The 24,272-nt window shown below is 44.5% G+C and carries 17 protein-coding genes; 13 read left to right on the plus strand and 4 right to left on the minus strand.

Annotation, left to right across the window (positions count from 1 at the left end; genetic code table 11):
- Positions 1-7: 7 nt before the first annotated feature.
- Positions 8-1,645: a sigma-54-dependent Fis family transcriptional regulator gene (locus tag NL647_RS03025; protein WP_253649604.1), complete on the minus strand. Its 1,638-nt coding sequence runs from the start codon at positions 1,643-1,645 to the stop codon at positions 8-10.
- On the minus strand, positions 1,632-4,310 hold the full coding sequence (tssH, locus tag NL647_RS03030; RefSeq protein ID WP_253649605.1) for a type VI secretion system ATPase TssH: 2,679 nt from the start codon (positions 4,308-4,310) through the stop codon (positions 1,632-1,634). The genes NL647_RS03025 and tssH overlap by 14 nt, the downstream gene beginning before the upstream one ends.
- Positions 4,311-4,764: 454 nt before the next feature.
- Here tssH and NL647_RS03035 point away from each other — a divergent pair, with 454 nt between their 5' ends.
- The 13 genes from NL647_RS03035 (at position 4,765) to tssG (ending at position 20,288) form a co-directional block, all read left to right on the plus strand.
- Positions 4,765-5,283 carry an Hcp family type VI secretion system effector gene (locus NL647_RS03035; protein WP_005449492.1) on the plus strand — a complete coding sequence of 173 codons (519 nt, stop codon included), beginning with the start codon at positions 4,765-4,767 and terminating at the stop codon, positions 5,281-5,283.
- Between the two features lie 72 nt (positions 5,284-5,355).
- A complete protein-coding gene (gene tssI / locus NL647_RS03040) occupies positions 5,356-7,434 on the plus strand; it encodes a type VI secretion system tip protein VgrG (protein WP_009696465.1) in 2,079 nt (692 codons plus the stop codon).
- Complete coding sequence (locus NL647_RS03045; protein WP_009696466.1) at positions 7,434-7,919, plus strand: hypothetical protein; 486 nt, start codon at positions 7,434-7,436, stop codon at positions 7,917-7,919. Before tssI ends, NL647_RS03045 begins: the two co-directional genes overlap by 1 nt.
- A 95-nt stretch (positions 7,920-8,014) precedes the next feature.
- Positions 8,015-9,334, plus strand: a complete 1,320-nt coding sequence (locus NL647_RS03050; RefSeq protein ID WP_045491067.1) for a hypothetical protein — start codon at positions 8,015-8,017, stop codon at positions 9,332-9,334.
- Positions 9,315-10,307: a DUF2169 domain-containing protein gene (locus NL647_RS03055; protein WP_253649606.1), complete on the plus strand. Its 993-nt coding sequence runs from the start codon at positions 9,315-9,317 to the stop codon at positions 10,305-10,307. The genes NL647_RS03050 and NL647_RS03055 overlap by 20 nt, the downstream gene beginning before the upstream one ends.
- Complete coding sequence (locus tag NL647_RS03060) at positions 10,300-11,244, plus strand: hypothetical protein (RefSeq protein ID WP_253649607.1); 945 nt, start codon at positions 10,300-10,302, stop codon at positions 11,242-11,244. The genes NL647_RS03055 and NL647_RS03060 overlap by 8 nt, the downstream gene beginning before the upstream one ends.
- 223 nt (positions 11,245-11,467) lie before the next feature.
- Positions 11,468-13,468: a protein kinase gene (locus tag NL647_RS03065; protein ID WP_005449479.1), complete on the plus strand. Its 2,001-nt coding sequence runs from the start codon at positions 11,468-11,470 to the stop codon at positions 13,466-13,468.
- Positions 13,468-15,045, plus strand: a complete 1,578-nt coding sequence (tssA, locus tag NL647_RS03070) for a type VI secretion system protein TssA (RefSeq protein WP_253649608.1) — start codon at positions 13,468-13,470, stop codon at positions 15,043-15,045. The genes NL647_RS03065 and tssA overlap by 1 nt, the downstream gene beginning before the upstream one ends.
- A 26-nt stretch (positions 15,046-15,071) precedes the next feature.
- Positions 15,072-15,578: a type VI secretion system contractile sheath small subunit gene (tssB, locus tag NL647_RS03075; RefSeq protein WP_005449476.1), complete on the plus strand. Its 507-nt coding sequence runs from the start codon at positions 15,072-15,074 to the stop codon at positions 15,576-15,578.
- Positions 15,579-15,586: 8 nt separating this feature from the next.
- Entirely contained in the window at positions 15,587-17,062 is a 1,476-nt protein-coding gene (gene tssC / locus NL647_RS03080) for a type VI secretion system contractile sheath large subunit (protein ID WP_005449474.1), read from the plus strand.
- A gap of 61 nt (positions 17,063-17,123) precedes the next feature.
- Positions 17,124-17,534, plus strand: a complete 411-nt coding sequence (gene tssE / locus NL647_RS03085; RefSeq protein ID WP_005449472.1) for a type VI secretion system baseplate subunit TssE — start codon at positions 17,124-17,126, stop codon at positions 17,532-17,534.
- 10 nt (positions 17,535-17,544) lie between these two features.
- Positions 17,545-19,293, plus strand: coding sequence for a type VI secretion system baseplate subunit TssF (gene tssF / locus NL647_RS03090; protein ID WP_187993652.1), 1,749 nt, complete (start codon positions 17,545-17,547; stop codon positions 19,291-19,293).
- Positions 19,290-20,288, plus strand: a complete 999-nt coding sequence (tssG, locus tag NL647_RS03095; RefSeq protein WP_009696473.1) for a type VI secretion system baseplate subunit TssG — start codon at positions 19,290-19,292, stop codon at positions 20,286-20,288. Before tssF ends, tssG begins: the two co-directional genes overlap by 4 nt.
- Before the next feature lie 97 nt (positions 20,289-20,385).
- Here tssG and NL647_RS03100 read toward each other — a convergent pair whose 3' ends face one another.
- A complete protein-coding gene (locus NL647_RS03100; RefSeq protein WP_005449466.1) occupies positions 20,386-20,838 on the minus strand; it encodes an Lrp/AsnC family transcriptional regulator in 453 nt (150 codons plus the stop codon).
- Between the two features lie 32 nt (positions 20,839-20,870).
- Complete coding sequence (gene tssM / locus NL647_RS03105; RefSeq protein WP_253649609.1) at positions 20,871-24,260, minus strand: type VI secretion system membrane subunit TssM; 3,390 nt, start codon at positions 24,258-24,260, stop codon at positions 20,871-20,873.
- Positions 24,261-24,272: the final 12 nt, after the last annotated feature.

The raw sequence follows: 24,272 nt of genomic DNA on the forward strand, positions 1-24,272 counted from the left end.
TCTCCAATCAACCCGCTGCAGAAATATCGTATTTTTTCATTTTGTGGTTGAGGGTACTCATTGGTAGAGCCAGCTGTTCGGCGGCTTTCTTGGTGTGCCAGTTGCAGGCATTTAAGCAGTCGATGATCACTGTGCGCTCGTACTGACTGACCACTTCCTTAAGACCCATCAAGCCATCGTCAGAATCAGAACGCCTTGGTTCTTGAACTGGCTGTTCAGGTTGCTCGGTAACAGGGGAGACAGCATTAACTTCGAAGCTTGGCACATCTTCTAGTATTTGTTCACCAAACTCAATGTGAGTGATGGTTTCAAAATCTGACAGTAGCACTGAGCGTTCGATGATGTTTTTAAGCTCGCGCACGTTACCCGGGTATGGGTACGCAAGAAGCTGTTTACGGACGTTGGCACTTAAGCCTGGTGCCTGTGGTAAACCTAACGTGTTAGTCGTGTGCTGAACAAAATGTTCCGCAAGTGGAATAATGTCCGACTGACGTGCTCTCAGCGGTGGTAAGGTAATCGGGAATACATTCAAACGGTAGAACAAATCGGCACGGAATCGGCCATCTTTGATTTGCTGCATGAGATTACAGTGGGTGGCCGCGATTACGCGAACGTCTACCTCAATCTCTTTGCTAGCACCGATAGGGCGAACCTTACGCTCTTGTAGCACACGCAAAAGCTTTGCTTGCAGTAGCATTGGCATATCGCCGATCTCATCTAAGAAAAGCGTACCACCATTGGCTGCTTCAAACAGACCGACTTTGTCTTTATCTGCACCAGTGAATGAGCCTTTCTTATGACCGAAGAGTTCCGATTCTAATAATTGCTCTGGGATTGCGGCACAGTTCTGAACGATCAAAGGTTGCTCTGCTCGGTTAGAGTTTTCGTGAATGTATTTCGCGATCACTTCTTTACCAGCGCCCGTTTCACCACGCAATAACACATCGACAGGAAGGGATAACACCTTATCAAGTCGATTCAAGACATTGAGCATTTCTTCGCTCTCTGCAATAGGACCCTGATAGGTTTTTTGGGTACGCTTTTTGAGTTGAGTGTTCTCACGAAGCAGTGCTTGGTTATCGGCACTCAGGCTTTTGATCACTTGCCCATATTGCTCTAACCAAACCGCTTGGCGAATATTGCTTGCGGCCATGCGACAGAACTCGGTGAGTGCGGCTTCGTTGTCGATAACACTTAAGTCGAGCAAGACCAAGAGTCCAATGGTCTTACTTTCGCTATCAATCAAAGGCCAAGCCAGTAAATTCTCGCTCTTTAATCCAAGCGTCTGCTCAGTTAGATAAATGCTGTCACAGTCGTAGCCGTTGTACTTATACAACTCGTTAATCAACACCACCTCACCATTGCGAATGGCAAAGTTAAATGGGTCGTTCTCACTAGCGGAATCTATCTGCAATGCCTCCCAAGGGTGGGAAACAATCGTTTTATCGTTATGGTGAGCGGTACTTGGAATCAACGCCTGGCCAGTCTGATCCAAAACATAAATGATGCCGTGCTTAGCGAGGGTCATTTGTCTCGCAGCAGTCAACACGGCATCTAAGGTTTGGGTAAGCTGGCTGCGATCAGCCAAAGATTGACTGATCGCAAGTAGGGCGTTGCTAAGTTCGCTATGGTTAGCTGAACGCATAGGTTAGTGTTCCTTGCTCATCGACAGACACTTCGATTTGCGTATGTGAATCATCCTTGTCATGCACTAGTAGCTGAGTCGATAGCTGAGGCAGTAGTTGACGGTTGATGACCGCATCAATGTTACGCGCACCTGTTTCAGCAAGACGACAGTTACCAAGTACGAACTCAACCAAGTTATCTTCGTAGCTCAAAGACAACTTATGATGACTCTGTAGACGCTGAGAGACTTTGTTGAGTTTGTGGTGAATGATTTCTGTCATTGCTTCATCAGACAGCGGAACAAATGGCAGTACCGACATACGTGCCAATAGCGCTGGTTTGAAATGCTGGTTCAACGTCGGGCGGATGGCTTCTGCGATGATGTTGGCATCGATGTCTTTTGATTGATGAACCAAAGATTCAATCTCATGCGTCGCAAGGTTGCTAGTCATGATGATTAGCGTGTTCTTGAAGTCGATAGTACGACCTTCACCGTCGTTCAGTGTACCTTTATCGAACACTTGGTAGAACAGGTTCAACACTTCTGGATCTGCTTTTTCAACTTCATCAAGCAATACAACTGAGTATGGACGTTGGCGAACGGCTTCTGTGAGCATGCCACCTTCACCGTAGCCTACATAACCCGGAGGTGAACCGATTAGGCGAGATACCGTGTGCTTCTCTTGAAACTCAGACATGTTGATGGTCGTCATGAAGCGCTCACCACCAAACATTTGGTCGGCAATTGCACGAGCGGTTTCGGTTTTACCCACACCGCTTGGACCAACGAGCAGGAATACACCTGTCGGTGCGTCTGGGTTTCCTAGGCCGGCTTTTGCAGTTTGGATACCTTCAGACAGTGCATCGATAGCGTATTCTTGACCTTTGATGCTTTGCGTTAGGCTTTCTTTTAGCTTGAGAGTGGTTTCTGCTTCGTCTTGAAGCATCTTGCCCATTGGGATACCTGTCCAGTCCGAGATAACGTGGCTTACTTCATCTGGTCCCACTTCAAAGTGAACCAAAGGGTTACCGCCACGAATCGCGTCTAGCTGTTCTTGGCATGTTGAAATTGCAATGCGAACTGCTTCTTCATCCATTTCTGCGCATGGAGAAATGTCTTGCTCATGTTCTGATTCTTCATCAGTAATCTGCTGTTCTTCGTCGGTTTCAGCAGACACTAACTCATGTAAACGAGAACGTAGTGCAATCATTTCTTCGATTTGCTCTTTCTCTTTGTGCCATTGTGCTTCTTGTTCTGCTAATTCTTCTTTTGTTGCTTCCATTGCCAGTTTTAGGTCTGGAATATTAGCAAGACTGTGTTTATCGCCTGTTTGTTGTAGCGCATCTCGCTCAAGGGCTTCGAGCTCGCGCTGTTGTGCAGCAAGCTCTTGTTGAAGTGTTTCTACAGACGCAGGAATGGCATTTAGACTGATGTTCACACGCGCGCATGCTGTATCTAGAACATCAATGGCTTTATCTGGCAGTTGGCGACCCGAAATGTAACGAGCTGAGAGCGCTGCAGCTGCGGTGATGGCATCATCGCGAACATATACATTGTGTGATTTTTCGTAAGCAGGGCGCAAACCACGGATGATCAATGCCGCTTGTTCCGGAGAAGGCTCGTCGAGTTTCACAAGTTGGAAACGACGCGCAAGGGCAGGATCTTTCTCGAAGTACTTTTTGTATTCCGACCAGGTTGTTGCTGCGATTGTCTTGACTTCACCACGGGCTAGTGCAGGCTTTAGCAAGTTTGCAGCATCGCTGCCGCCTGCTTGGTTACCACCACCAACTAGTGTGTGTGCTTCATCGATGAAAAGAATGATAGGGGTTGGCGAGTTTTTCACTTCATCCAATACAGCGTTTAGGCGTTTCTCGAATTCACCTTTTACGCTTGCCCCGGCTTGTAGAAGTCCCATATCCAAGCCATAAAGCTCGACACCTTTTAGGTTGTCAGGCACATCGCCTTGCACGATCTTAAGTGCTAGTCCTTCAACGACGGCTGTTTTACCAACGCCAGGCTCACCAACCGCAATAGGGTTGTTTTTGCGACGACGGGCAAGAATGTCCACAATTTGGCGGATCTCTTGGTCACGGCAGAATACTGGATCGATTTCGCCTTTGCGTGCTTTACCAGTGAAGTCGGTCGTGAACTTGCTCAGTGCTGAGCCATCTTCACGAGCTTGAGTGTTTTCTGACGTGGCGACTTGCGCTTCGATAGAGTGGCTCGTTAGCTCTGCAAAGTTGCGTTTGAGACTATCAGGATTTAGGGCTTCAAGGATAGAGGCGTAACCGTGTTGACCGTAACGTAGAGGGTTGCTAACAAGAGTAAGGAGTAGAGCACCGGAGCGGATTTGTGTTTCAGACAGATCTAAAGAAGAAACCAGCCAGCTTTCTTGTAACCATTCAATTAATAAAGCAGAAAAAACGGGTTTGCTGCCATTCCCTTTGGCGTTGGTATCGAGAGTAGATAGAACCGATTGTCTTAATAAGTTCTCTGAACAATCAAAATGACTTAATAAGACGTCAAAATCACTATTTGGTCTTTCTAATAGACTCAATAAATAGTGCTCAATTTGAACTTCGTTTGCTTTTTCAGAAACTGCAAGTGCAGCTGCGTCTTCTAGTGCAACTTTTGCTATCGGGTGTAGACGCTGAATTAATGAAGAAAGGTTTATATTTATCATGACCATTTAATTCTTTAGAGGAAAAGATGTAATGGCTATTATACTAAAAGTGACAATGCTCTTTTTTTATCAAGATGTTTTAACTAGCGTTTATTGGTGATTTTAATGAGAGTATTAGTGGTAATATTTATCGTGGCGAATCATACTTTGTTATTTTGAATTAATTAATAGTGAATATAACCAAAAGGCTAGGTTTATTAACTTTATTGTCTTGTTGTTATATGGTTATTTCCACTTTTTATATTCGAAACAATTTATTATTATCTGAATCCAATTTTTTGGTTTTTCAACCAATAAATTGTACTTAACAAATAGGTAAATAATGGCTGATTTCTTGTAAGTTATTGTATTTTATTGTTTATTTTAGTTGGCATGGAGTTTGAATATACCAAGTAGTCGCGGTGATAAGCGATTTGGTGATTAAACAAAACAGATTTTAGAAAAGGAAATAGCGATGCCAACTCCAGCATATATGTCTATCAACGGTGAAACTCAAGGTCACATTACAAAAGATACTTACTCTGCGGACTCTGTAGGTAACACATGGCAAGAAGCTCACGTTGATGAGTTCCTAGTGCAAGAGCTTGATCACGTGCTAACTGTTCCACGTGACCCACAAAGCGGTCAGCCAACTGGTCAGCGTGTACACCGCCCACTTGTTGTAACTAAAGTTCAAGACCGTTCTTCTCCACTACTATTCAACGCACTAGTATCTGGTGAAAAACTTCCTGAATGTGTGATTCGTTTCTACCGCACTTCAGTTCAAGGTAAGCAAGAGCACTACTACTCAATCAAACTGATTGATGCGCTACTTGTAGATATCCAAACTCGTATGAACCACTGTCAAGACGCAGCAACCGCAGACCGTGTGACAGAAGAAGTACTTAAGTTCACTTACCGTGCAATTGAAGTGACTCACGAAAACTGTGGTACAGCGGGTAACGACGACTGGCGTGCTCCACGCGAAGCTTAATTGCTCTTTGCGTAAAGATTCAGGGCCAACAATTGTTGGCCCTAATCCGATTATTTGTATCAGGTAAAAGATATGGTGAATGACGTAGAATTTAAATTTGAAGTGCCTGGATGTGGGCATGAATTTCGAGTAGAAAGTTTTCAAGTGAATGAAGAGCTTTCGAAACCTTTTCACATCAGTCTCTCATTACTTTCACTTGATCCAGATATCTCTTTTGATGCGTTAATACGAAAAGCGGGCACATTAACCCTTTATGGACAAGGTGTTGGTGCTGCACGTGTATTTAACGGTGTCGTGAATGAAGTTCGCTATTTGGGGACTGGGCGCCGTTTCTCTCGATACCAATTGGTTTTGGTGCCGCAAGCTTGGTTTTTATCTCAGCGTCAAGATTGTCGAATTTTCCAGCAGAAGTCTGCGCAAGATATTATTACTGAAGTGCTGGATGATGGGGCTGTCACCGATTATCGCTTCGAGCTTTCAGGCATATATCCTCCCAAAGAATACGTTCTTCAATATCGTGAATCGGACTTGCATTTCGTTCAGCGCATGATGGCTGAGCACGGTATGTGGTACTACTTCGACCATACTGATGCAAATCACACCATGGTAATAGTGGATAGTAATGATGCGATTGCACCTTTGGTGAGTTCGCCAATCAATGCTTCTTACATTGGACCGATTGTTTATCATGCTGATGGTGGTGGCGTTGCCGATCGTGAGCACATCTCCGATCTAGAGTTAGTTAACCGGGTGCGAACGGGTCAGGTTACGTACACGGATTATAACTATGAGCAACCAAAGATCCCGCAAGAGATGACACATGCGGGCGATCTTGACCAAGACTTGAAGCAGTTTGATTACCCTGGTCGTTACGTGGACCCTGCGATGGGGCAGGTAAGAACGACGGAATGGATGTCTGAACATATTGTTGATAATCAACAGGTTGAAGCGAGCAGTGATGTGATGCGTTTAGCATCTGGTTACAGCTTTAATGTCAGTGAACATCCTCGTGCTGAAATCAACCGTGACTACCTCATGTTATCTGTCATGCACACAGGGCAAGATCCACAGGTGCATGAAGACGAAACGAGTGGTATGCCAACCACTTACTACAACCAGTTCTCTTGTATTCCACGCGATGTGGTATTTAGAGCGCCTAAATTGGCTGCACCTGTTGTTGATGGTCCACAAACCGCTGTTGTGGTTGGTCCTGCTGGTGAGGAGATCTACACCGATAAACTCGGACGAATTAAAGTTCAGTTCCATTGGGATCGCTATGGTGATAACGATGAGCACTCAAGCTGTTGGATTCGTGTAAGTCAATCGATGGCAGCGCCAACTTGGGGGGCTGTGTATTTGCCGCGTATTGGTCATGAAGTGGTCGTCACGTTCCTTGAGGGTGACCCAGATCGTCCGTTAGTGACTGGGGCTGTGTACAACGGTCTGCATTTCCCTCCTTATGCGCTACCTGAGAACAAAACGCGTACTACGTTCCGTACCCAAACACACAAGGGGACAGGCTACAACGAGCTGAGTTTTGAAGACGAAGCAAACCAAGAAGAAGTCTACATTCATGCTCAAAAAGATATGTCGACTAAAGTACTCAACAACCGTTACCGCGATATCGGTCAGGATGAGTTCTTAAAGGTAGCGCGTCATCAAACCAACGAAGTGCATGGTGACCACAAAGAAACCATTGATGGTCATAAGACTACGCAAGTAAACAGCACATTTACCGAGACCGTAGAGCAAGATGTAACCGTCACTTACAACGCCAACGAAACTCAGTATGTAAAGAATAACTCTGATTTAGAAATTGGCGATAACCGCACAACTAAGATCGGTAAAAACGACGATTTGGACGTGGGTGAAAACAGTAACCTGACGGTAGGGGCGTCTAAGAGTTCGGACATCGGTGCCGATGACAATCAAACCGTAGGCGGCAATTTAACGGTATCGGTCAAAGGTAACACATCATACAAAGCCGACGGTGCGACGCAAATCATCAGTGGTGACAAGATTGTGTTGAAAACAGGCGGCTCTTCATTAGTGATGAACAGTGATGGCTCAATCAAGCTGTCTGGCTCTTCAATCACCATTGAGGGCAGCGATAAAGTCGTCGTGAAGGGTGGTAACGTAGCGATTAACTAATGATGGAAAAACAACCACTTACTACAGAAACTATCACGAAACAGCAAGCCGATACTCCGGCTTGCTTTTCGCGCTTTGGAACCATAGTCGCCATCAACGAATCCACAGGCAGTGTTCGAGTTGATTTTGATGGAAATCCATTTAACCAGCCACTTACCGCAAGGTTAGGGCGTGGCTTTCGTCGTTCTGAGTTACAAATGGCCATCGATAACCAGTTAAGTTGTCGAATTGAATTCCTGAACGAAGACTTAAGCTTGCCATTCGTGACGGACATATTCTTTTCCATTTTGGATGATTCTGACGAATTTGTATTAAGAGCCAAAAAGATGGTGATTGAGACAGAACAGGAGCTGATCGTTAAAAGCGGAGAGACAGAAACTCGCTATAGCGGGCGCGATGGTCGTATCACCACAAAAGCTAAGTACGTCACCTCTCAAGCAGAAAAAGCACAAAAAATTCAAGGTGGAACGATAGCAATTAACTGAGCACAACGAGCTGATTGTTAATAACTAACCATTACTAACTAATTGCTACTAGTTGACTGCTATCGCGTTCTCGTACGCTAACAATGGATAAGTAGATGCGACAAAGAATCGGTGTCGAGCACCTAAAGGCACCTATAACCAATCAAGACGTTGAAGGTGCGTTGGCGAAAGCCGAACGTGCAGTGAGCGACCTTTCCCAACTGCCAGCAACATGGCTGACCTTTTGCAACGAAAAGCTTTCTATCGCCTCAGAGAGCCTCGGATTCTTAATTAGGCAAAGAGTCCAAATTCATAAACGTGGTTATCCAAGTCGTGAATTGGAGTATCTCAAGCTCATTGAGCGCCAAATTGCTGAGCTCAAGCAGGTTTACTTATCGTTTTATCGATTAGCACCGGGGTTGATTCATCAATTAAGAAACCAAGAGCCAGAAATCTATACCTGGATCATGCTTCAAGGAGAGTTAGGCTCAGAGCTTGATAACCTTTTGTGTGGTCTGAGTTTACTCGAAGAGCTAGACAGGCATACCGCTATGGTGATTGTTACGCAATCGCCAGTAGAGCATATCGATAGTGTGATGTCTGAACTTATCGAAGGTAAAGTGAAAGCCAGCGCGTATTATTTTGAGTGCCTACGTGTCCGCCAAGCATTGAGTGTTGCGTTGATTAAACGTTGGCACAAAGCGGAAATCATCCTTTCCAATATCGCTTTGCCATTACTGGCGTTGCAGGATGTGGAAGAGGGTATTGAATGGATCAACGACAATGCTAATGGCGAACAGTATCTGTTTGAACGTTTGATTACTAAACGCGACCGAGGCACTTGGTTCCGTCAGTATTTTGGTACTGAACGGAGTCAGTTGCCTTCTGATCAAATACTCACTTTTGCAAAATTATTGGAGCTTAGAGAGTTTGAAGTGTTTGATATTTCTTCTTCGTTAGCTCCTGTCGATTTTGCACTGAGTGGGGATCACAGGCTAGTACCTAGAATCATCGATCACTTGCAAAGTTTAGAAGAAGATGAAGGCGAAGTTTGGATTCAAGCATTGTATGTGGTCTACGGAAAACTTCTTCCCCTGACTCCGCAAGACATTGGCGTTGAGCATGAGTGGGGAGAGATTATCGATTTGCTTAACGAGTGGGTGGAAGATGAAAAGTATGTCCAAAACCTACCCAGTCGTATGGGTTATGCATTGAGCTTCGAATCTACTTTAGCGGCGATGCAAGATGCCAATGTTGATGTCATGTTCCGCGATTGGCTATGGCGTCAAATCTGTATTCAATCAAGAGCTTATGTGCCATGGGATATGGCTATGCCGATCCATCAGCAAGACTGGAACTTTAACAATTTAAAAGCCGCACCTTCGGCGATCGAACGATTCAACTTAAGGAATAGCAATGCAGTTATGGGATATTGAAGCCAACCCAGAGCTATCACTTAAAGGGCGTTTTCAACGTGATGAAAACGGCGATGAAGTGTGGGTTGTTGTCGCTAAACGTACTTGGCAATTCGATGGAGTGGTTTGGCACGAATTAGGTGAAAGTGAAATCTTCGATGATCCCCAATATTTGGGCGAAGAAGGCTTCTCTGCGATGAAAGTTGACCACGAGTTTGCGTATACCAAAGACAACACAGATGTACTTGTTTACGGCAAAGCGCGCAGCTACGCGAAAAAGCCAGTGACATACCAAGAGTGCCGAGTTCTGATTGATGGTCATATCGATAAGACTCTCGCTATCCACGGAGAGCGCGTGTGGGTTGAACACGGGGGGAGTATCACACTCAGTAAACCGACGCCCTTTATAGAAAGAGATATTGATTACACCTGCGCGATCGGTGGTGACTTACGTAACCGAATTGGCGGTGGTGTCGCTGATTCCAATAAAGCGTTACTTGAGCAGAAAGTGCCCTCGGTTTTCTACCCGAGAGAAGAGTGGAGTGCTACTTCAAAAAATCTGCGAGTGGCGGGCTTTGGACCTATTCCCCCATTTTTTGAGTCTCGCCAAAAACTGGCTGGCACGTTTGATGAAGATTGGATTGAAAATCGCAAACCAATGCTACCGCTGGACTTCGATAGGCGCTTTTTTCAAAGCGCGCCCACCGACCAACAATGCAAAGGTTTTCTTCATGGAGGCGAGCGTTTAATGATGAGCGGCTTTTGTCATGATGACACGCTTTCATTTCGCATTCCTAAAGAGAAGTATCGTGCAACCGCCACTTTTAAAGACGGCAGCTACCAGGTCGATATGGCGATGTATACCTTGTTCGTTGATACTGAAAAGAAAGCCGTATCAATCACTTATACAGCCGCGTTTCCCTGTCAAGGCAAAGAACATTTGTTGGTCTCTACGTCTATCACCCTATTAGAAGAGGTAAGCGAGCATGCCTAATTCAACCGGTCGTTACGTGTTAGGCATGGAAGTCATGACGCCTACAGGAATGAACCTGGACGTTGCTACTAGCGTGGCAAAGGCGGACTTAGCTAGGTTTTATCAAATGGTTGGTAAAGACGGTATTGAACGATTTACGTTTGCCACAATCGAATACACGAAAGAGAGCGAATTATTTGGAAAAACCTGTGAGCTAACGGCTCACTTACTGGATTCCCTTTTGGTTCAACTACCTCGCTCCTTGAAGCCGATTCCGTTACTTATTTCTGTGCCAACGACAATTTCATTAGTGAAGATACAAGAGTGGCTCGGTGAAAGTGACTATTCTGACTTTCTTTCTGTGGTTGAAGCCGTGCATGCAAGCGGTCCTAGCTTCGTGCTACAGGCAATGAAGTCTATGGATAAATACGACGCCATGATGTGCATTAGCGTGGACTCTACGGTGAGTTCGATGCAAGAGCTTATTGACGATGCGATGGTAATGAGTACGAATAACCCATGGGGTGTTATTCCGAGTGAGGGGGGAGCGGGGTTAATTCTTTGCAGAAGAAATACTTTAGAAACATTGAAACTTAAGCCTCAAGCACAGCTTGGTTATATCGACACAGAATTGAATACCGCAGACCGAAGAGGCATGTTTAGACTTGTGCAGCGAGTGAGTAAAAAACTTGATTCGTTTGGTGAAGTTTATTCAGACATGACAAACCTGCGCGCGCATACGGAAGATTATGGTTTTGCTCTAGGTGCTAAAGCAGAACGCTTTATTGATCCAGAACAACCTAATCTTATCAATGAGTTATGGGGAACGATGGGCAGTTGTTCGTCACTTGCGCTTATCGTGTTTACGGTTAAAAATCATCACTTTAACCAACCGGCATCGTTATTAATGTTTGATTTTAATGGCGACAAAGGGATGCTTCAATTATTGGCATGCTAGTGTGATTCTTAAAGTAATATCCTTGAAGTCTTTTCAAGAACCTTTACTCGATAAAAACAACATAATTGATGTAGTGAAAGCGTAAGTTAATGAGTCTAATAACTTAGTAATTATCACTAAAGTAATAGGTTTACCGTTCGTTTTAAATACCAGCCTTGAAACAAGGATGTTTCAGCAAATATTATTTCGGCCTAATAATATTTGTTCGATAAAAGAGTGCAAAGTGTCAGATAAGCAGGGAGCAGCCAAAGGTTATATTGATCAATTGGTTGTTAAAGCCATTGAGAAAAAGAAACAAAACGAGCAAAGATTGGCGCAAAAAAATAAGCCAAAGCTTGAGTATGTACTTTTTTCACAATTTGATGTGCTAGACACACTGTTATCGAAAAATGGTAGGACGACCGTCTATCACCTCGCCAAAAAGGGTCAACCAGAAAAACAAATCTGCTGTAAAGTCGTCAATGAAGACGCCCCAGATATTGCCAATAAAATGTTGGTCAATGAAGCAAGCAGATTAGAGCTCTCTCAGCACCCAAGCGTCGCTGATTTTATTAAGATCGGTAACGAATTCGAACGCCCATATTTAATGTACGAGTGGATTCAAGGTGAATCACTGGCAGAGAAGATGGAACGCCATTCCTCTAAAGGTTTTCGCCACGACCACATTGCTTGGTTAGTGTATCAACTTGCGGGTGCGCTGGAGTTTATGCACACCCGAGGTATTTGCCATCTTGATATTAAGCCGTCAAATGTTCTTGTTAGTGAGGGCGACTACGTTAAGTTGATCGACTTTGGTGCCGCGCGCTACATCGGTGAAAACGAGTCTCATGCTGAAGCGAGTTTGAGTTATGCGTCACCCCTGTATCTCGAGACAGGTACGACAGAACCACAAGACGATGTTTATTCGCTCGCGCTATTAACTGGTCATCTATTTATTGGTTCGATCTTTGGTGATGCTTGGCACAAACAGTTAAAAGATCGCAAACGTCCGGCATTAATTCCAAACCATATTTGGAAACTGCTTAAGCAGGTGATTAATAACCCAAGAGGACACGGCTACACGGCAATTTCCTTTGCCCAGCAACTTGCACGTATTGACACTCAATCTATTGATTCACAATCGAATGCACCTATTTTTAGCAGTTTACGCAATGCCGATTTATTACTGACACACTGTAAACCTCAAGATAAAGCGAGTTACGGTCGCTTTAAAGTGCTAGAAGCGAGTTTGGTATTGAGTGTGGTGGCAGTAACGGGTCACTACTTGTACCAGCAGAATCAGCCAGAGTGGAAAACGATCGTTAAGTCGCAGCCTATCTCGCAAACGGAAACACCACTGGTGAGCACCATCAAACCAGCGCAAACGGCTTCTTTTTTGGCTCAACCCCCTTGGGCGATTGAAACTGCACTTAACGATATGGAAAAAGACGTGATTTCGACTGCGCCTTATCGTGAAGCTTACCAAGTACAACAAATGAAACTGTCTAAGTTGTACAAAAAGAATCAGACTCAATTGACGTCTTATCAAGCTTTGGCGGATGAGTTACCAAAAACGCTGGTGGATTTACGCAAAGAGCTGGTCACGCTGCGAGAAAAACTCGTTGATGATGGAGCATTATTCCCATACGCAGACAAAACCTTGACCAAAGTGATGGCTGGTTTGAATGTTGCTTCGATAGATTCAATGAAGATCTCTGCTGTTGCAGGAAGTAAAGACGAACAGATTGCGAACTTAATCCTCGATGGCGAAGCAAAGCTTGCAGACGAAGAAATGAAAGCTGCTTGGTTATTAAATCAATCTGAAGCTTATTTCTATAGCCAAGTCTTGCCAAACAAAGTGATGGAAAATATCAATGCGTCTATCGATTCACACGCAAAAGATCACTTTTATACCAAAGCCATTGAAGAGGCTAAAGCCGCTAAAGCTTACTTTGGTAATACGCCAGAGCTCAACAAAAAGGTGACGGATCTCATTGTTGCTCGAAGCGAGTTCATTTTGTTTAGTACAGTCACTGAGCAATCCGTATTTGATAAGCAAAAGCTGCACGATTCACTATCCGACCTTGAGCGAAATGCCCCAAAGAAATTTGGCGAAATTACCGACCTGCTTGAGAGCATGGCTAGAGACTCCATTGATAAAAGTCATCAACTTTCTCGTCCTGCGCGTGGTGCAATCGCGGTTGAACGCGCTCTGAGAGACTACTTAGCAGAGGGGAGAAGTTAATGTCAGTCATTGAAATTGAACGCTTGCTCGCTCCCATCTCTGATTCCGCACCTGTAGGTGAGGATGCTCGCTACGAATTTTGCTATGAAATGATGGAATCCGAAGTAAAGAAATTCGGCTCATTGTTTGGTGAAACGGTAGATTGGAGCGTCGTAAAAACACATGCCACTGAAGTTCTAGAGCATCACAGCAAAGATTTAAAAGCAATTTGTTACCTCGTTCGCGCTCTAACAGAAGAGTTTGGACTGCAAGGCTTTGAACAAGGTCTGAAGCTGCTTAGTGAGGCGTTAAATCGTTTTGGTGTTGAACTGTATCCGTCGCGAAAGCGAGGTCGAGATGGCGCAGTGGAGTGGCTGAACCATCAATTTAAGTTGGTGAGCAGCAAGTTGGCTGAAAGCCCTCAGTCTTGGGAATTAGTTTCAAGTTGTATTTCAACCATCGAAGATGTACAGCGTCAGTACGACGACGTTTATCAAGACTCGGAAGCGGACTTCTTCGAGATTCGTACGCAGTTAAATGTGTTGTCTCAACAAGTTGCTGTCGACAATCAGAGCGACGATGCAACAGCAGCTATAGAACAAGCGACACCAGCAGCACAGCCTGCCAAAGCCGAAGTGTTAGAAACGCCAGCGCAGAGTGATGTGCAAACTACGGCATCTAACACGGTTTTGCAGACTTCTAAACCTGCACCAGTTAAGAAAGCCGTCACAAAAGAAGTCGATATCGATACGGACTTCTCGTCGCCAACCGCTTCGAAACGCACCTTGAAGAAAGTCGCGGAAGTGATGCTTCATGCCAACCCAAGTGATCCTCTGGCTTACCGAATTTATCGTCATCTAACGTGGGATGACATTGACGGTCTGCCTGATCATCAAAACAATCAAACGCCTTTGAGTTTGGCGGTATCGTCCGATCAACAAACGGAATACCGAGATAAAGCCAATCAAGAAAGCGATATCGACACCATCAAACGCTTGGAGCGCACATTAACTGATGCGCCGTTTTGGCTGACGGGTCACTACTTGGTGTCTTTGATGCTCAATAACTTGGGTTTTGATGACGCAGCAATTGCTGTGAAACAGGAAGTGAAGCGTTTTGTTGATTCGCTAGAGGGCATCGAGTACCTCACATTTAAGAATTCTTTGCCATTTGCAGATGAAGCTACCTTGAGCTGGTTATCGACTCAAGATGCAACTTCTTCGTCTTCTCAACCCGTTGTTCAAACGGTTGTGATTTCTGAAGAAGATTCGCTGCCGATGGAGGATATCACTCTAGAAAATCTAGGGGAATATGCCGCTGAACTTGCCCGCAAACTTGAGCTGGATAGCTCGGGACGTGGACAGTTCATGCTGTATTTACAATTGATAGCAGCTTGCCAGTCTGTTGGATTATACCCGTTGTGTCTGCCTTATCTTGAGAAGGGTTGGGAAGTACAAAAAGCGTTTAATCTCGCGAGCTGGGAACCCCACTTATCTTCACAGTTAGAAGACCTGATTCGAAAAACACTCCATCAGTTATTCAGAAGTAAGGACCTTTTGCCTGAGAAGTATGAAGAGTGGAAAGCAATTTATGACTAATTAAAGAGTTAAATAAGGAACTAATTATGTCACGTGACGGCTCGGTGGCTCCTAAAGAGCGAATTAATATCCGTTATGTTCCAGCAACTGGTGATACGCAAGATGACGTAGAGCTGCCGCTGAGCATGATGGTTGTTGGTGATTTTACTGCACGTGCAGATGAGACGCCAATCGAAGAACGTACTCCAATCAATATCGATAAAGACAACTTTAACGAAGTGCTAGAAGGCATGTCTCCAAACGTTAAAGTTAACGTTGAAAACCGTCTTTCTGATGAAGAAGGTGGTCAAATCGGCGTTGATTTGACGTTCCAAAACATGAAGGACTTCTCTCCTGAAGCGATCGCGAAAAGCGTACCTGAGCTAAACAGCCTGCTTGAGCTTCGCGAGGCCTTAGTTGCACTTAAAGGTCCTCTAGGTAACGTTCCTGCGTTCCGTAAGAAGATCGCATCGGTTCTTCAAGATGAAGAAGCGAGAAAGAAACTGTTGGATGAACTAAGCATTGGCGATGACCAAGAAGCGAAAGAAGAGTAAGGGATACCATGTCTGCAGAAGCACAAGCGCCAGAACAAGAAGCAGCCTTAGTTGAATCAGGCTCACTTCTGGATAGCATTCTTAACGAAACTCGTTTAAAGCCAAGTGATGAAGGTTTTGACGTTGCGAAACGCGGCGTAGAAGCATTCATCAGTGAGCTACTAAGCAGCTCGAACACAGAGAAAGTAGATCAATCTTTAGTTGATTTGATGATCTCTGAAATCGACCAAAAATTGTCTAAGCAGGTTGATGCGATTCTTCACAGCGAAGAAGTTCAAGCGATTGAATCAACGTGGCGTGGTCTTAAGTACCTTGTTGACCACACCGACTTCCGTGAGAACATTCAAATTGAACTGATCTCAGCGAAGAAAGATGAAGTTCTTGATGACTTCGAAGACGCACCAGAAGTGGTGAAGTCTGGTCTTTACAAACAAATCTACACGCGTGAATACGGTCAATTCGGTGGTAAACCTGTTGGTGCGGTAATCTGTGACTACGACATGTCAGCGTCGTCGCCAGACATCAAACTGATGGAATACATGGCGAACGTAGGTGCAATGTCTCATGCTCCATTTATCACGTCAGCATCGGCTAAATTCTTCGGTTTAGACAGCTACGAAGAATTACCAAACCTAAAAGATCTTAAATCTGTATTCGAAGGGCCACAGTACGCGAAATGGCGTGGTCTGCGTGAGCACGAAGATGCGCGTTATCTAGGTCTATGTACGTCTCGCTTCATGCTACGTACGCCTTACTCTGTAGAAGATAACCCAATTAAGGCGTTTGACTACGATGAGCAAGTGACAGATAGCCACGACAACTACCTATGGGGTAACTCAGCGTACGCAATGGCGTCTAAGATCAGTGAATCTTTTGCTAAGTACCGTTGGTGTCCTAACATCATTGGTCCTCAAAGTGGTGGTGCAGTTCAAGACCTACCGGTTTACAACTTTGAAGCAATGGGTCAAATCGAAACTAAGATCCCAACGGAGATCCTTGTTTCTGACCGTCGTGAGTATGAGCTAGCAGAAGAAGGCTTTATTGCGCTAACCATGCGTAAAGGTTCTGATAATGCAGCATTCTTCTCTGCAAACTCAGTTCAAAAACCAAAAGTGTTTGCGAACACGCCAGAAGGCAAACAAGCAGAGATGAACTACAAGCTGGGAACTCAGCTTCCTTACATGTTCATCATCAACCGTCTAGCACACTACATCAAAGTGCTACAACGCGAGCAAATCGGTTCTTGGAAAGAGCGTTCTGACCTAGAAATCGAACTGAACAAGTGGATTCGTCAATACGTTTCTGACCAGGAGAACCCGCCAGCGGAAGTTCGTGGTCGTCGTCCACTGCGCGCTGCTAAGGTTGAAGTATCAGACGTAGAAGGGGACCCAGGCTGGTATAAAGTATCAATGTCTGTGCGCCCTCACTTTAAGTACATGGGCGCAAGCTTCGACTTGTCTCTGGTTGGTAAACTAGACCAATAGCCCTTTGCTTAAACCAACAAGCAGCCAGTGAAGACTGGCTGCTTTTTTCGTAGGACCGAACATGGAAAAAGGTTATCGTCTTTTAGAGCGGATCGAGCTAGGTGAACCAAAGAATTGCTACGAGAAAGTGATGTCTCACAAGCATTTGATCGAGTCCATTCATTCTCATCTTGCTGATTTGCTGAACACGCATTCTGGTAACGCGATGATAGACAGTGATTATGGGCTGCCAGATTTTAACGACGTGCTTTCCAACAATACGAACCTCGTTCGTCATATTCAAAAGAACATCACATCAACCATAGAACGCTTTGAGCCGAGGCTTCTGAATGTCGAGGTTCATTACCGTGAAGATCACCATAACCCACTACAACTCGGTTTTGGTATTCACGGCGAAGTTTCCCATAACGGCGGTAAAGTCCCAATGTCGATCGATGTCTACATGGGAACCGACGGTCAATTTAACGTTTAGTAGGTGCCACTTGAGTAACAGTAAATACTTTCAAGATGAACTCACGTATTTGCGTGAGTCGGGGAGTGAGTTTGCCAAATATCACCCGAAGTTAACTCACTTTCTCTCTGAAGGAACCTTCGATCCAGATGTCGAGCGACTGCTTGAAGGTTTTGCTTTTCTGACCGGGCGTATTCGAGAAAAGATAGACGATGAGCTACCAGAGTTAACACAATCGTTAATGACGTTGCTTTGGCCCCACTACATGCGCTCGATTCCGTCTTTGTGTATCAGTGAACTCAAACCACATACGGGCAGTGTTACTGAGAAAACCCTAGTAAAACGTGGCGCAGAGATGGCAAGCGAACAGGTGGAAGGTACTCAGTGCCTTTTCCGCACTTGTTACGATGTAAATCTATACCCAATCAGGATTGCCAACATTGAACAAACTAACAGTCGCACCAGCTCGGCGATTGATGTCACGGTGTCAACCGAGCATGGGCTTGAACTGTCTCGCATCGGTTTGGATACGTTGCGCCTACACCTGCATGGTGAGATTCATATCACTCGCACGGTGTTTTTATGGCTATTCCGTTATTTGGATTACGTTGAACTGGATGTCGGTGGCGGCTACAAACATCGTCTTGGTCCAGAATACGTTAAGCCAGTAGGGCATGAAGAAGATGAGGCGCTACTGCCTTATAGCAAAAACTCATTTGCGGGTTATCGTTTGCTGCAAGAGTTCTTTTCTTTGCCAGATAAATTTATGTTCTTTGATATAAAAGGACTCGAGTGGCTAAAAGGCATCCCACAGCGTAGTACGGTGAAAATCAAATTCCACTTTAAGCGCGCATTGCCATCAGAAGTCGTGCTTAAAGATAAACATTTAAGGCTGCATTGCACACCCGCCGTAAACTTGTTCCAAAAGGATGGGGATCCAATTCGTTTAGAGCACCGCCGGAATGAATACAAAGTTCGCCCGCAGAGCAGTACCCAAGAACACTATGAAGTGTATTCGATTGAGCAAGTAGAGAGCTGGAGTAAAGATGAGCGCCGTCGCAAACCGCTTATCGAATTCGAGTCTTTTGAGCACCAAATCAACCAACGTGATAAACGAGAGTTCTACAAATCGAAGGTAGGCGAGCGAGTAAGCGGAAGGGGTTTAGAGCGCTATATCTCGTTCCATACTCACAATGGTGACATTGCGGATTTAGGTACCGAAACAGTATTGATGAAACTGCAATGCAGTAACGCGGACCTAGCCGAACGTCTGTCGGTAGGTGACATCACTTATGCAACCCATAAATCACCAACGTATGCGACGTTTAGAAACATCACAAAACCGACCCAATCGGTCAGCCCTCAGGTAAACGGCGAGCTTCAATGGCAGCTGATCGCCAATATGTCGCTCAACTATTTGTCTTTAGCGAATATCGATGTGTTGAAAGTTCTGCTCTCTACTTACGACTTTCATTCTCGTGTAGACAGGCAAGCACATCGCGCGTCGATTCATCGACTTGATGGCATTATTTCTTCAGAGATGAAACCAATCGACCGTGTGTTCAGAGGCGTTTCAGTACGTGGTAATCAATTTAAGTTGGTTACTAACTCTCAATTCTTCGTAAACGAAGGCGATATGTTTCTCATGGCAACGGTACTGAACGAGTTCATTCGTCTGTATTCGAGTGTGAACTCTTTTACCGAGCTGGAAGTGTTTGATGAAGCAACCGGGGAAGTTTACAACTGGGCAAGCCTCATTGGGCAGCAGACGATTCTATGATTAATACACTTTCTGATAAGTCGAATGAGTTTAGCTTCTACCAAGCGGTGTTGCTGCTTGAGAAGCATTACCAGCTTGAACCAAATTCTAACTTTATCGCAGTCGGTGAGAACAAATACTTTCATCAAGAACGTATCGAGTTCAGTGTGTCGTCAAACCTTTGCTTTCCAAAGAGCGATATGGAATTTATCACCCATATGGAAAGAAACGGGCAGCAGTATTCACGCGTAGAAACGAACTTTCTTGGATTGCATGGTTCTAGCTCACCACTGCCAGCTTCTTATACTGAGAAACTTGCAGGGCGAGACCCAGATGACAATCCGGTAAAAGACTTTTTTGATTTCTTCCATAATCGCTATACCAGTTTGCTATATCGCGTATGGAAGAAATACCGTTACCATGTACAGTATCAAAGTGGTGCGAACGACGCTTTTTCCGGGCGTATACTGCATTTGGCTGGTCTATCCGGCGTAATGCAAGATTGCGACGTCGCTGAGTTAGATCGAGCGAAAATTCTCTCTTACGTGAACCAACTGTCCACACGCACACGTTCTCCTAAGTTGATTTCAGGTATAGTTTCACACTACTTTTCGTTACCTAGTGTCCGTATCGAAGAGTGGGTATATAGACGTGTTGAAATTGCTGAGAGTCAGCGAAACAAACTAAACCGTTCCAATTGTGTGTTAGGTCAAAGCTTACATTTAGGGCAAAGTATTGCAGACTTAAACGGTAAGTTTAATTTGTGCATCGACAACATTGATTTTGAAACTTTTAAGCAGTTTTCTTACGATGGTGAGTTACATAAAACCTTAGTAGGTTTGATGCGTTTTATTTTGCGTGACCCGATGTCTTGGGATCTTAAGTTAACGGTTAACCTCGATACTATCCCTGAAAACCAACTGGGGAATGGGGAAGGGAACCAGTTAGGGCAAACATTTTGGCTTGGTAATCCGGGTGACAAAGACGCCAAGATTCGTCTGATTGGCAGCATCTAATGCTTAGCATATGATGGGGAAAACGCCAGTTACAATAAAGCCGCGAGTTGTTCGCGGCTTTTTCGTCTGTATAGAATATTTGGCGGGAACCAAAAACTTATCGGCTGATTGGTTGATGAAGAACAACCGTCGTGTCGAGCTTCTGAATACCGCTAAAAGATTCAATCTCATTACATAGATGGTGAATAGACTGAAGGTCTGGTGCTTCTATAAGCGCGATAATATCGAAGCTACCACCTACAACGCTTGTCAGTCGTACCTCTGGAATTTCTTTAAGGGCATTTGTTACGTCGTTTTTTTTGCCCTTTTCGCAAGAAATCAGCAGGTAGCTGGCAGCTTTGCGACCTTCATTTTCAACGCGGATTTGTGCAGTGTAGCCTTTTATAATCCCCGTTTTTTCCAATCTATTAATTCTTTCTGCAACAGCAGTACGAGACAAACCGATATTTCGAGATAGATTCGCAATCGACTCTCGCCCGTTAGATAACAGACTGGAAAGTATTTTACGATCTAACTTGTCTAAGCCTTGTAAAGTCATGTTTGAAATCATGTGTTCTGCCTATTCTGGTTTTTATATTGTTATTAAATCGACTCTGGGAGTGTAAAGTTATACAGCTCAGCTAGAGTGAATGGGTTTTTCTGTGTTAAAGGGGTGATACGAAGGCTCAAATCCCTTCCTGACACTTTTATGTCACTGACGAAGCTACCGTTATGAGTGTTTGTCAGGGTCGAATCACCTAGCAATCTGTATATCGCCCACTGACCACTCTTATTTAGAACGTGTTGTTTGCCTTCGTCTGTCACATCTTGGATCGTGATTCTTATATTGAAGTCACCGTTCTGCGGCGGCCACTCCATTTCACGAATTCGGCTCGGACCATGATAGTAGTTGATATCAGTGTCTGAAATTTTCAGACTGGCTCTGATAGCACTGGAATCAAGGTCTAGTACTTTCGCACTGAACGGGATGTAAACTCGGTTTGTACTCTTATTGATTAACGTATCGCGGATAACGTTGTAGTTGCGCAATTGCACCAATAGGGCAGGAGAAAGAGGCATGGTTTCGCCATCTACCTGTTTTGGTGTCCACAAGTTAGTATCGTAGAACGGTGCGAAGTTCTTCTGAATAAAGGTGTCTAATAAACCACCTGATGCGAACAACAGCTCGAAGTCTTCAATTGAGATCTCTTCTGTCGCGTTCAGATCAAATGGGTATTTACCAAGCCCTAGCTCTTTAAACTTGGTGTAAATCTCGCTGTACCATTGGGTTTGAATGCCTTTTGCTGATTCTTTGATCATCACTGACCAGCTTTGCTGAACGACATCAAGTAACCAACTGCGCACTGGCTCTGGCGATTTCTGAGCAATCTGCTTAAGTTTAATCAATGGATCGGCTTCAGTGCTGTTCATTCGGTGCTGGGCTGCAACAAGTGCGGCCATTTGCGGGTCTGGCGCATCAGCAATGTCTTTCATATAAGTACGAACACGGCTTAATGCTGCAATCGTTTCATCCCACGGAGTAGGGGAGTTAGGTGTTTCACTGACTTGAAGTTGGTTCAACAGGTGGAAGGCTTGTTCGACACGCTTCATTAACAAGTAGTCAGGCTTCACTGCTTCTTCTACTGCTTCTGATGCCGAATCTGCTGCTTCTGCCAGTCTCGGGTTTACTTTAGCAATCAATGCATTCTTCTCGCCGACAGGGGAGAACTGAGTGTTGGCGTAGACTTGCTTTAACACTGTGGTCATCGGCGAAGATGGACCTGAAATTAAGTCGATAGCATTGGTTAGATCACCGACATTGTTGTAATGGTGGACTTTCAGTTCACTCAGTGCATTACGCCAGTAGTTGATGTAGTCATCGGTGTATTTCTTACGGACTTGAGCTTTGAACGCTTCTTGTTCTTGTTTCGTAGGGATCACATGGTTAGATAAACCAAGAACCCAGTTGTCACTGATCACTTGTTGTGACATCAAATCCACACGAGGGCGATAGAAGGTACTAAAGCCTGTTGAAGTGTAAACCTTATCGATGACCAAGCGGTTATCGTCGAGTGGTTCGTTGAAAACGTTATTGAATTCGAAGCCAACCGCGCGTTGAAGATCGAGCGTGCCAAGGTCGATGGCATCTGCTTGGTTCAATATACCAGCATAAACAAGATCTACGTTAGAGTGAGCAAGCAATGAGCGTCGAGTAGCGCGAACAATGTCCATGTTGATGTCGACAGGGGCAAACTGGGTACGGAAATAAGCATCCAAGTAACGCATTGCCTGATTCACAACATCTGGTTTGTCACTCAAATCGTTTAATGTTTGTAGCGTCTGACGACGTAGGAATTGAATATCACGCTTGGATGGATCATTCAGCATCAAGTAGCCTTTGAGTAAAGGCAGTGTCGCAGTAATGTCGTGCTGATTATGAGTCAGTTCCAGACGGTAGCCTTTCTCAACAACTGGCATGAGCTGTTGTGAGACTTCTTTGAGCAGTGCTTCGTAGGCCAGTCTTGTCGTTTGGTCCAAGCGGCTGATGTTCAAAGGTAGTACTTCTTCATCAAGCGCACGAGAACCTTCTAACCATGCGCTGTATGAAGGTTGAATTGCACGAGTTGCACTCACTAATAGCTGATTAAAGCTTGCTTCTTGTTCTACCTGCCCTTTGTCGTCAATGCCGAGCAGTTGGTTAATCACACGCAAGTTGCTATCTAGTGTTGTGACAAAGAAATAGCCGCCGCCAGCTAATAGAATAATTGATGCCAGCATAGCTAAATGGCTTTGGCGCTGAATCAAGCGCAGATACGTTTTGTTTTCTCCCGCAAAGTCGCTCTCCGGTAAGATCTGAGAATCAATCAAGAAACGAGAGAAGTAAGGGGTTTCTGTAAGTTGTGTGTGCTCAGAAGCAATGATCGGCAAATTGAAGTAATTGCTGCAGCTTTTCGCCAACAAGTTGTACTTACGACCGCCTTGCAAGCTAGAACAGAAGAAGATCTCACGAATATCGAGAGAGTAAACACCACTGTTTGCATCACAAAGGCGTTCAAGTACATAACTAATTTCTGCTTGGCAAAGTTCAAACTGTTTTGGGAAAGCAAGAATGGCTTGTTTTTCGTCGATATCCGCTGAGTTTGCGGATGCGTCTAACGCATTTGTTTCCAGCACTTTCACTAAGTTACGGAATCCGTCACGATAGTACTCAGTGATTACGCCTTTCGCTTCTTTTAAAGGAATGGAAAGAAACTCTACTCGAGTCTTAAGAGAACTGAAATGAACGTATTCTTTGAAACCATCTAGCTTATCAAGCTTAGACATCATCATGTAAACAGGCAGTGCTGAAGACGTTTTCTCGCTGATAGAGCTTAGTCTCTGCAACAGGGCAGTAATCGTGTAGTCTTTTTGCTCTGATTCTGAAACGATCATGAATTCAAAGTCTGTAAAGAATAGACATCCGGAAAATGGTTTTCTTGGGCGATGACGAATAACTTCATCAACGAATGTATTCCACAATGATGCGTCGCTACTGGATACCTCTTGAAATACGAGGCGTTGGTCTGGTTTGACATAAACGGCACTGTCAGACTCATACCATTCAAAGAAGTCATTTTTTGCCGTACGAGAACGGTCCATCGGTTTAATCGCACTGGAGTTAAACAAAAATTGGCGTCGTCCAGAACCTTTATTACCAATCATTAGATAAATTGGCTTTTTTCCAGCATTAGAAAGAAGAGGGCGAATCACCATTGAAAGCGCCTCTTCTTCGGTTTCTAAACGTTGTACTTTTGAGTTGTTCTTTTTCTTAAGCCACAGTGAAAACTGGAATATAAGATAAAAAGCAGCAATGACTCCTAGACCAATCCATAGATAAAGCTTATCTGCATCTTCGAGTAAGAATAAATATACTGCTGCAAATATTACAGCCAAGATTAAAGCCACTATGGTAGAAACCACGATCGGGTTTCTTAGTATTTTTTGTTTGAACATAAGCCTATAACT

Origin of the sequence: Vibrio sp. Y29_XK_CS5 (assembly GCF_024181835.1) — a bacterium.
GTDB lineage: Bacteria > Pseudomonadota > Gammaproteobacteria > Enterobacterales > Vibrionaceae > Vibrio > Vibrio harveyi.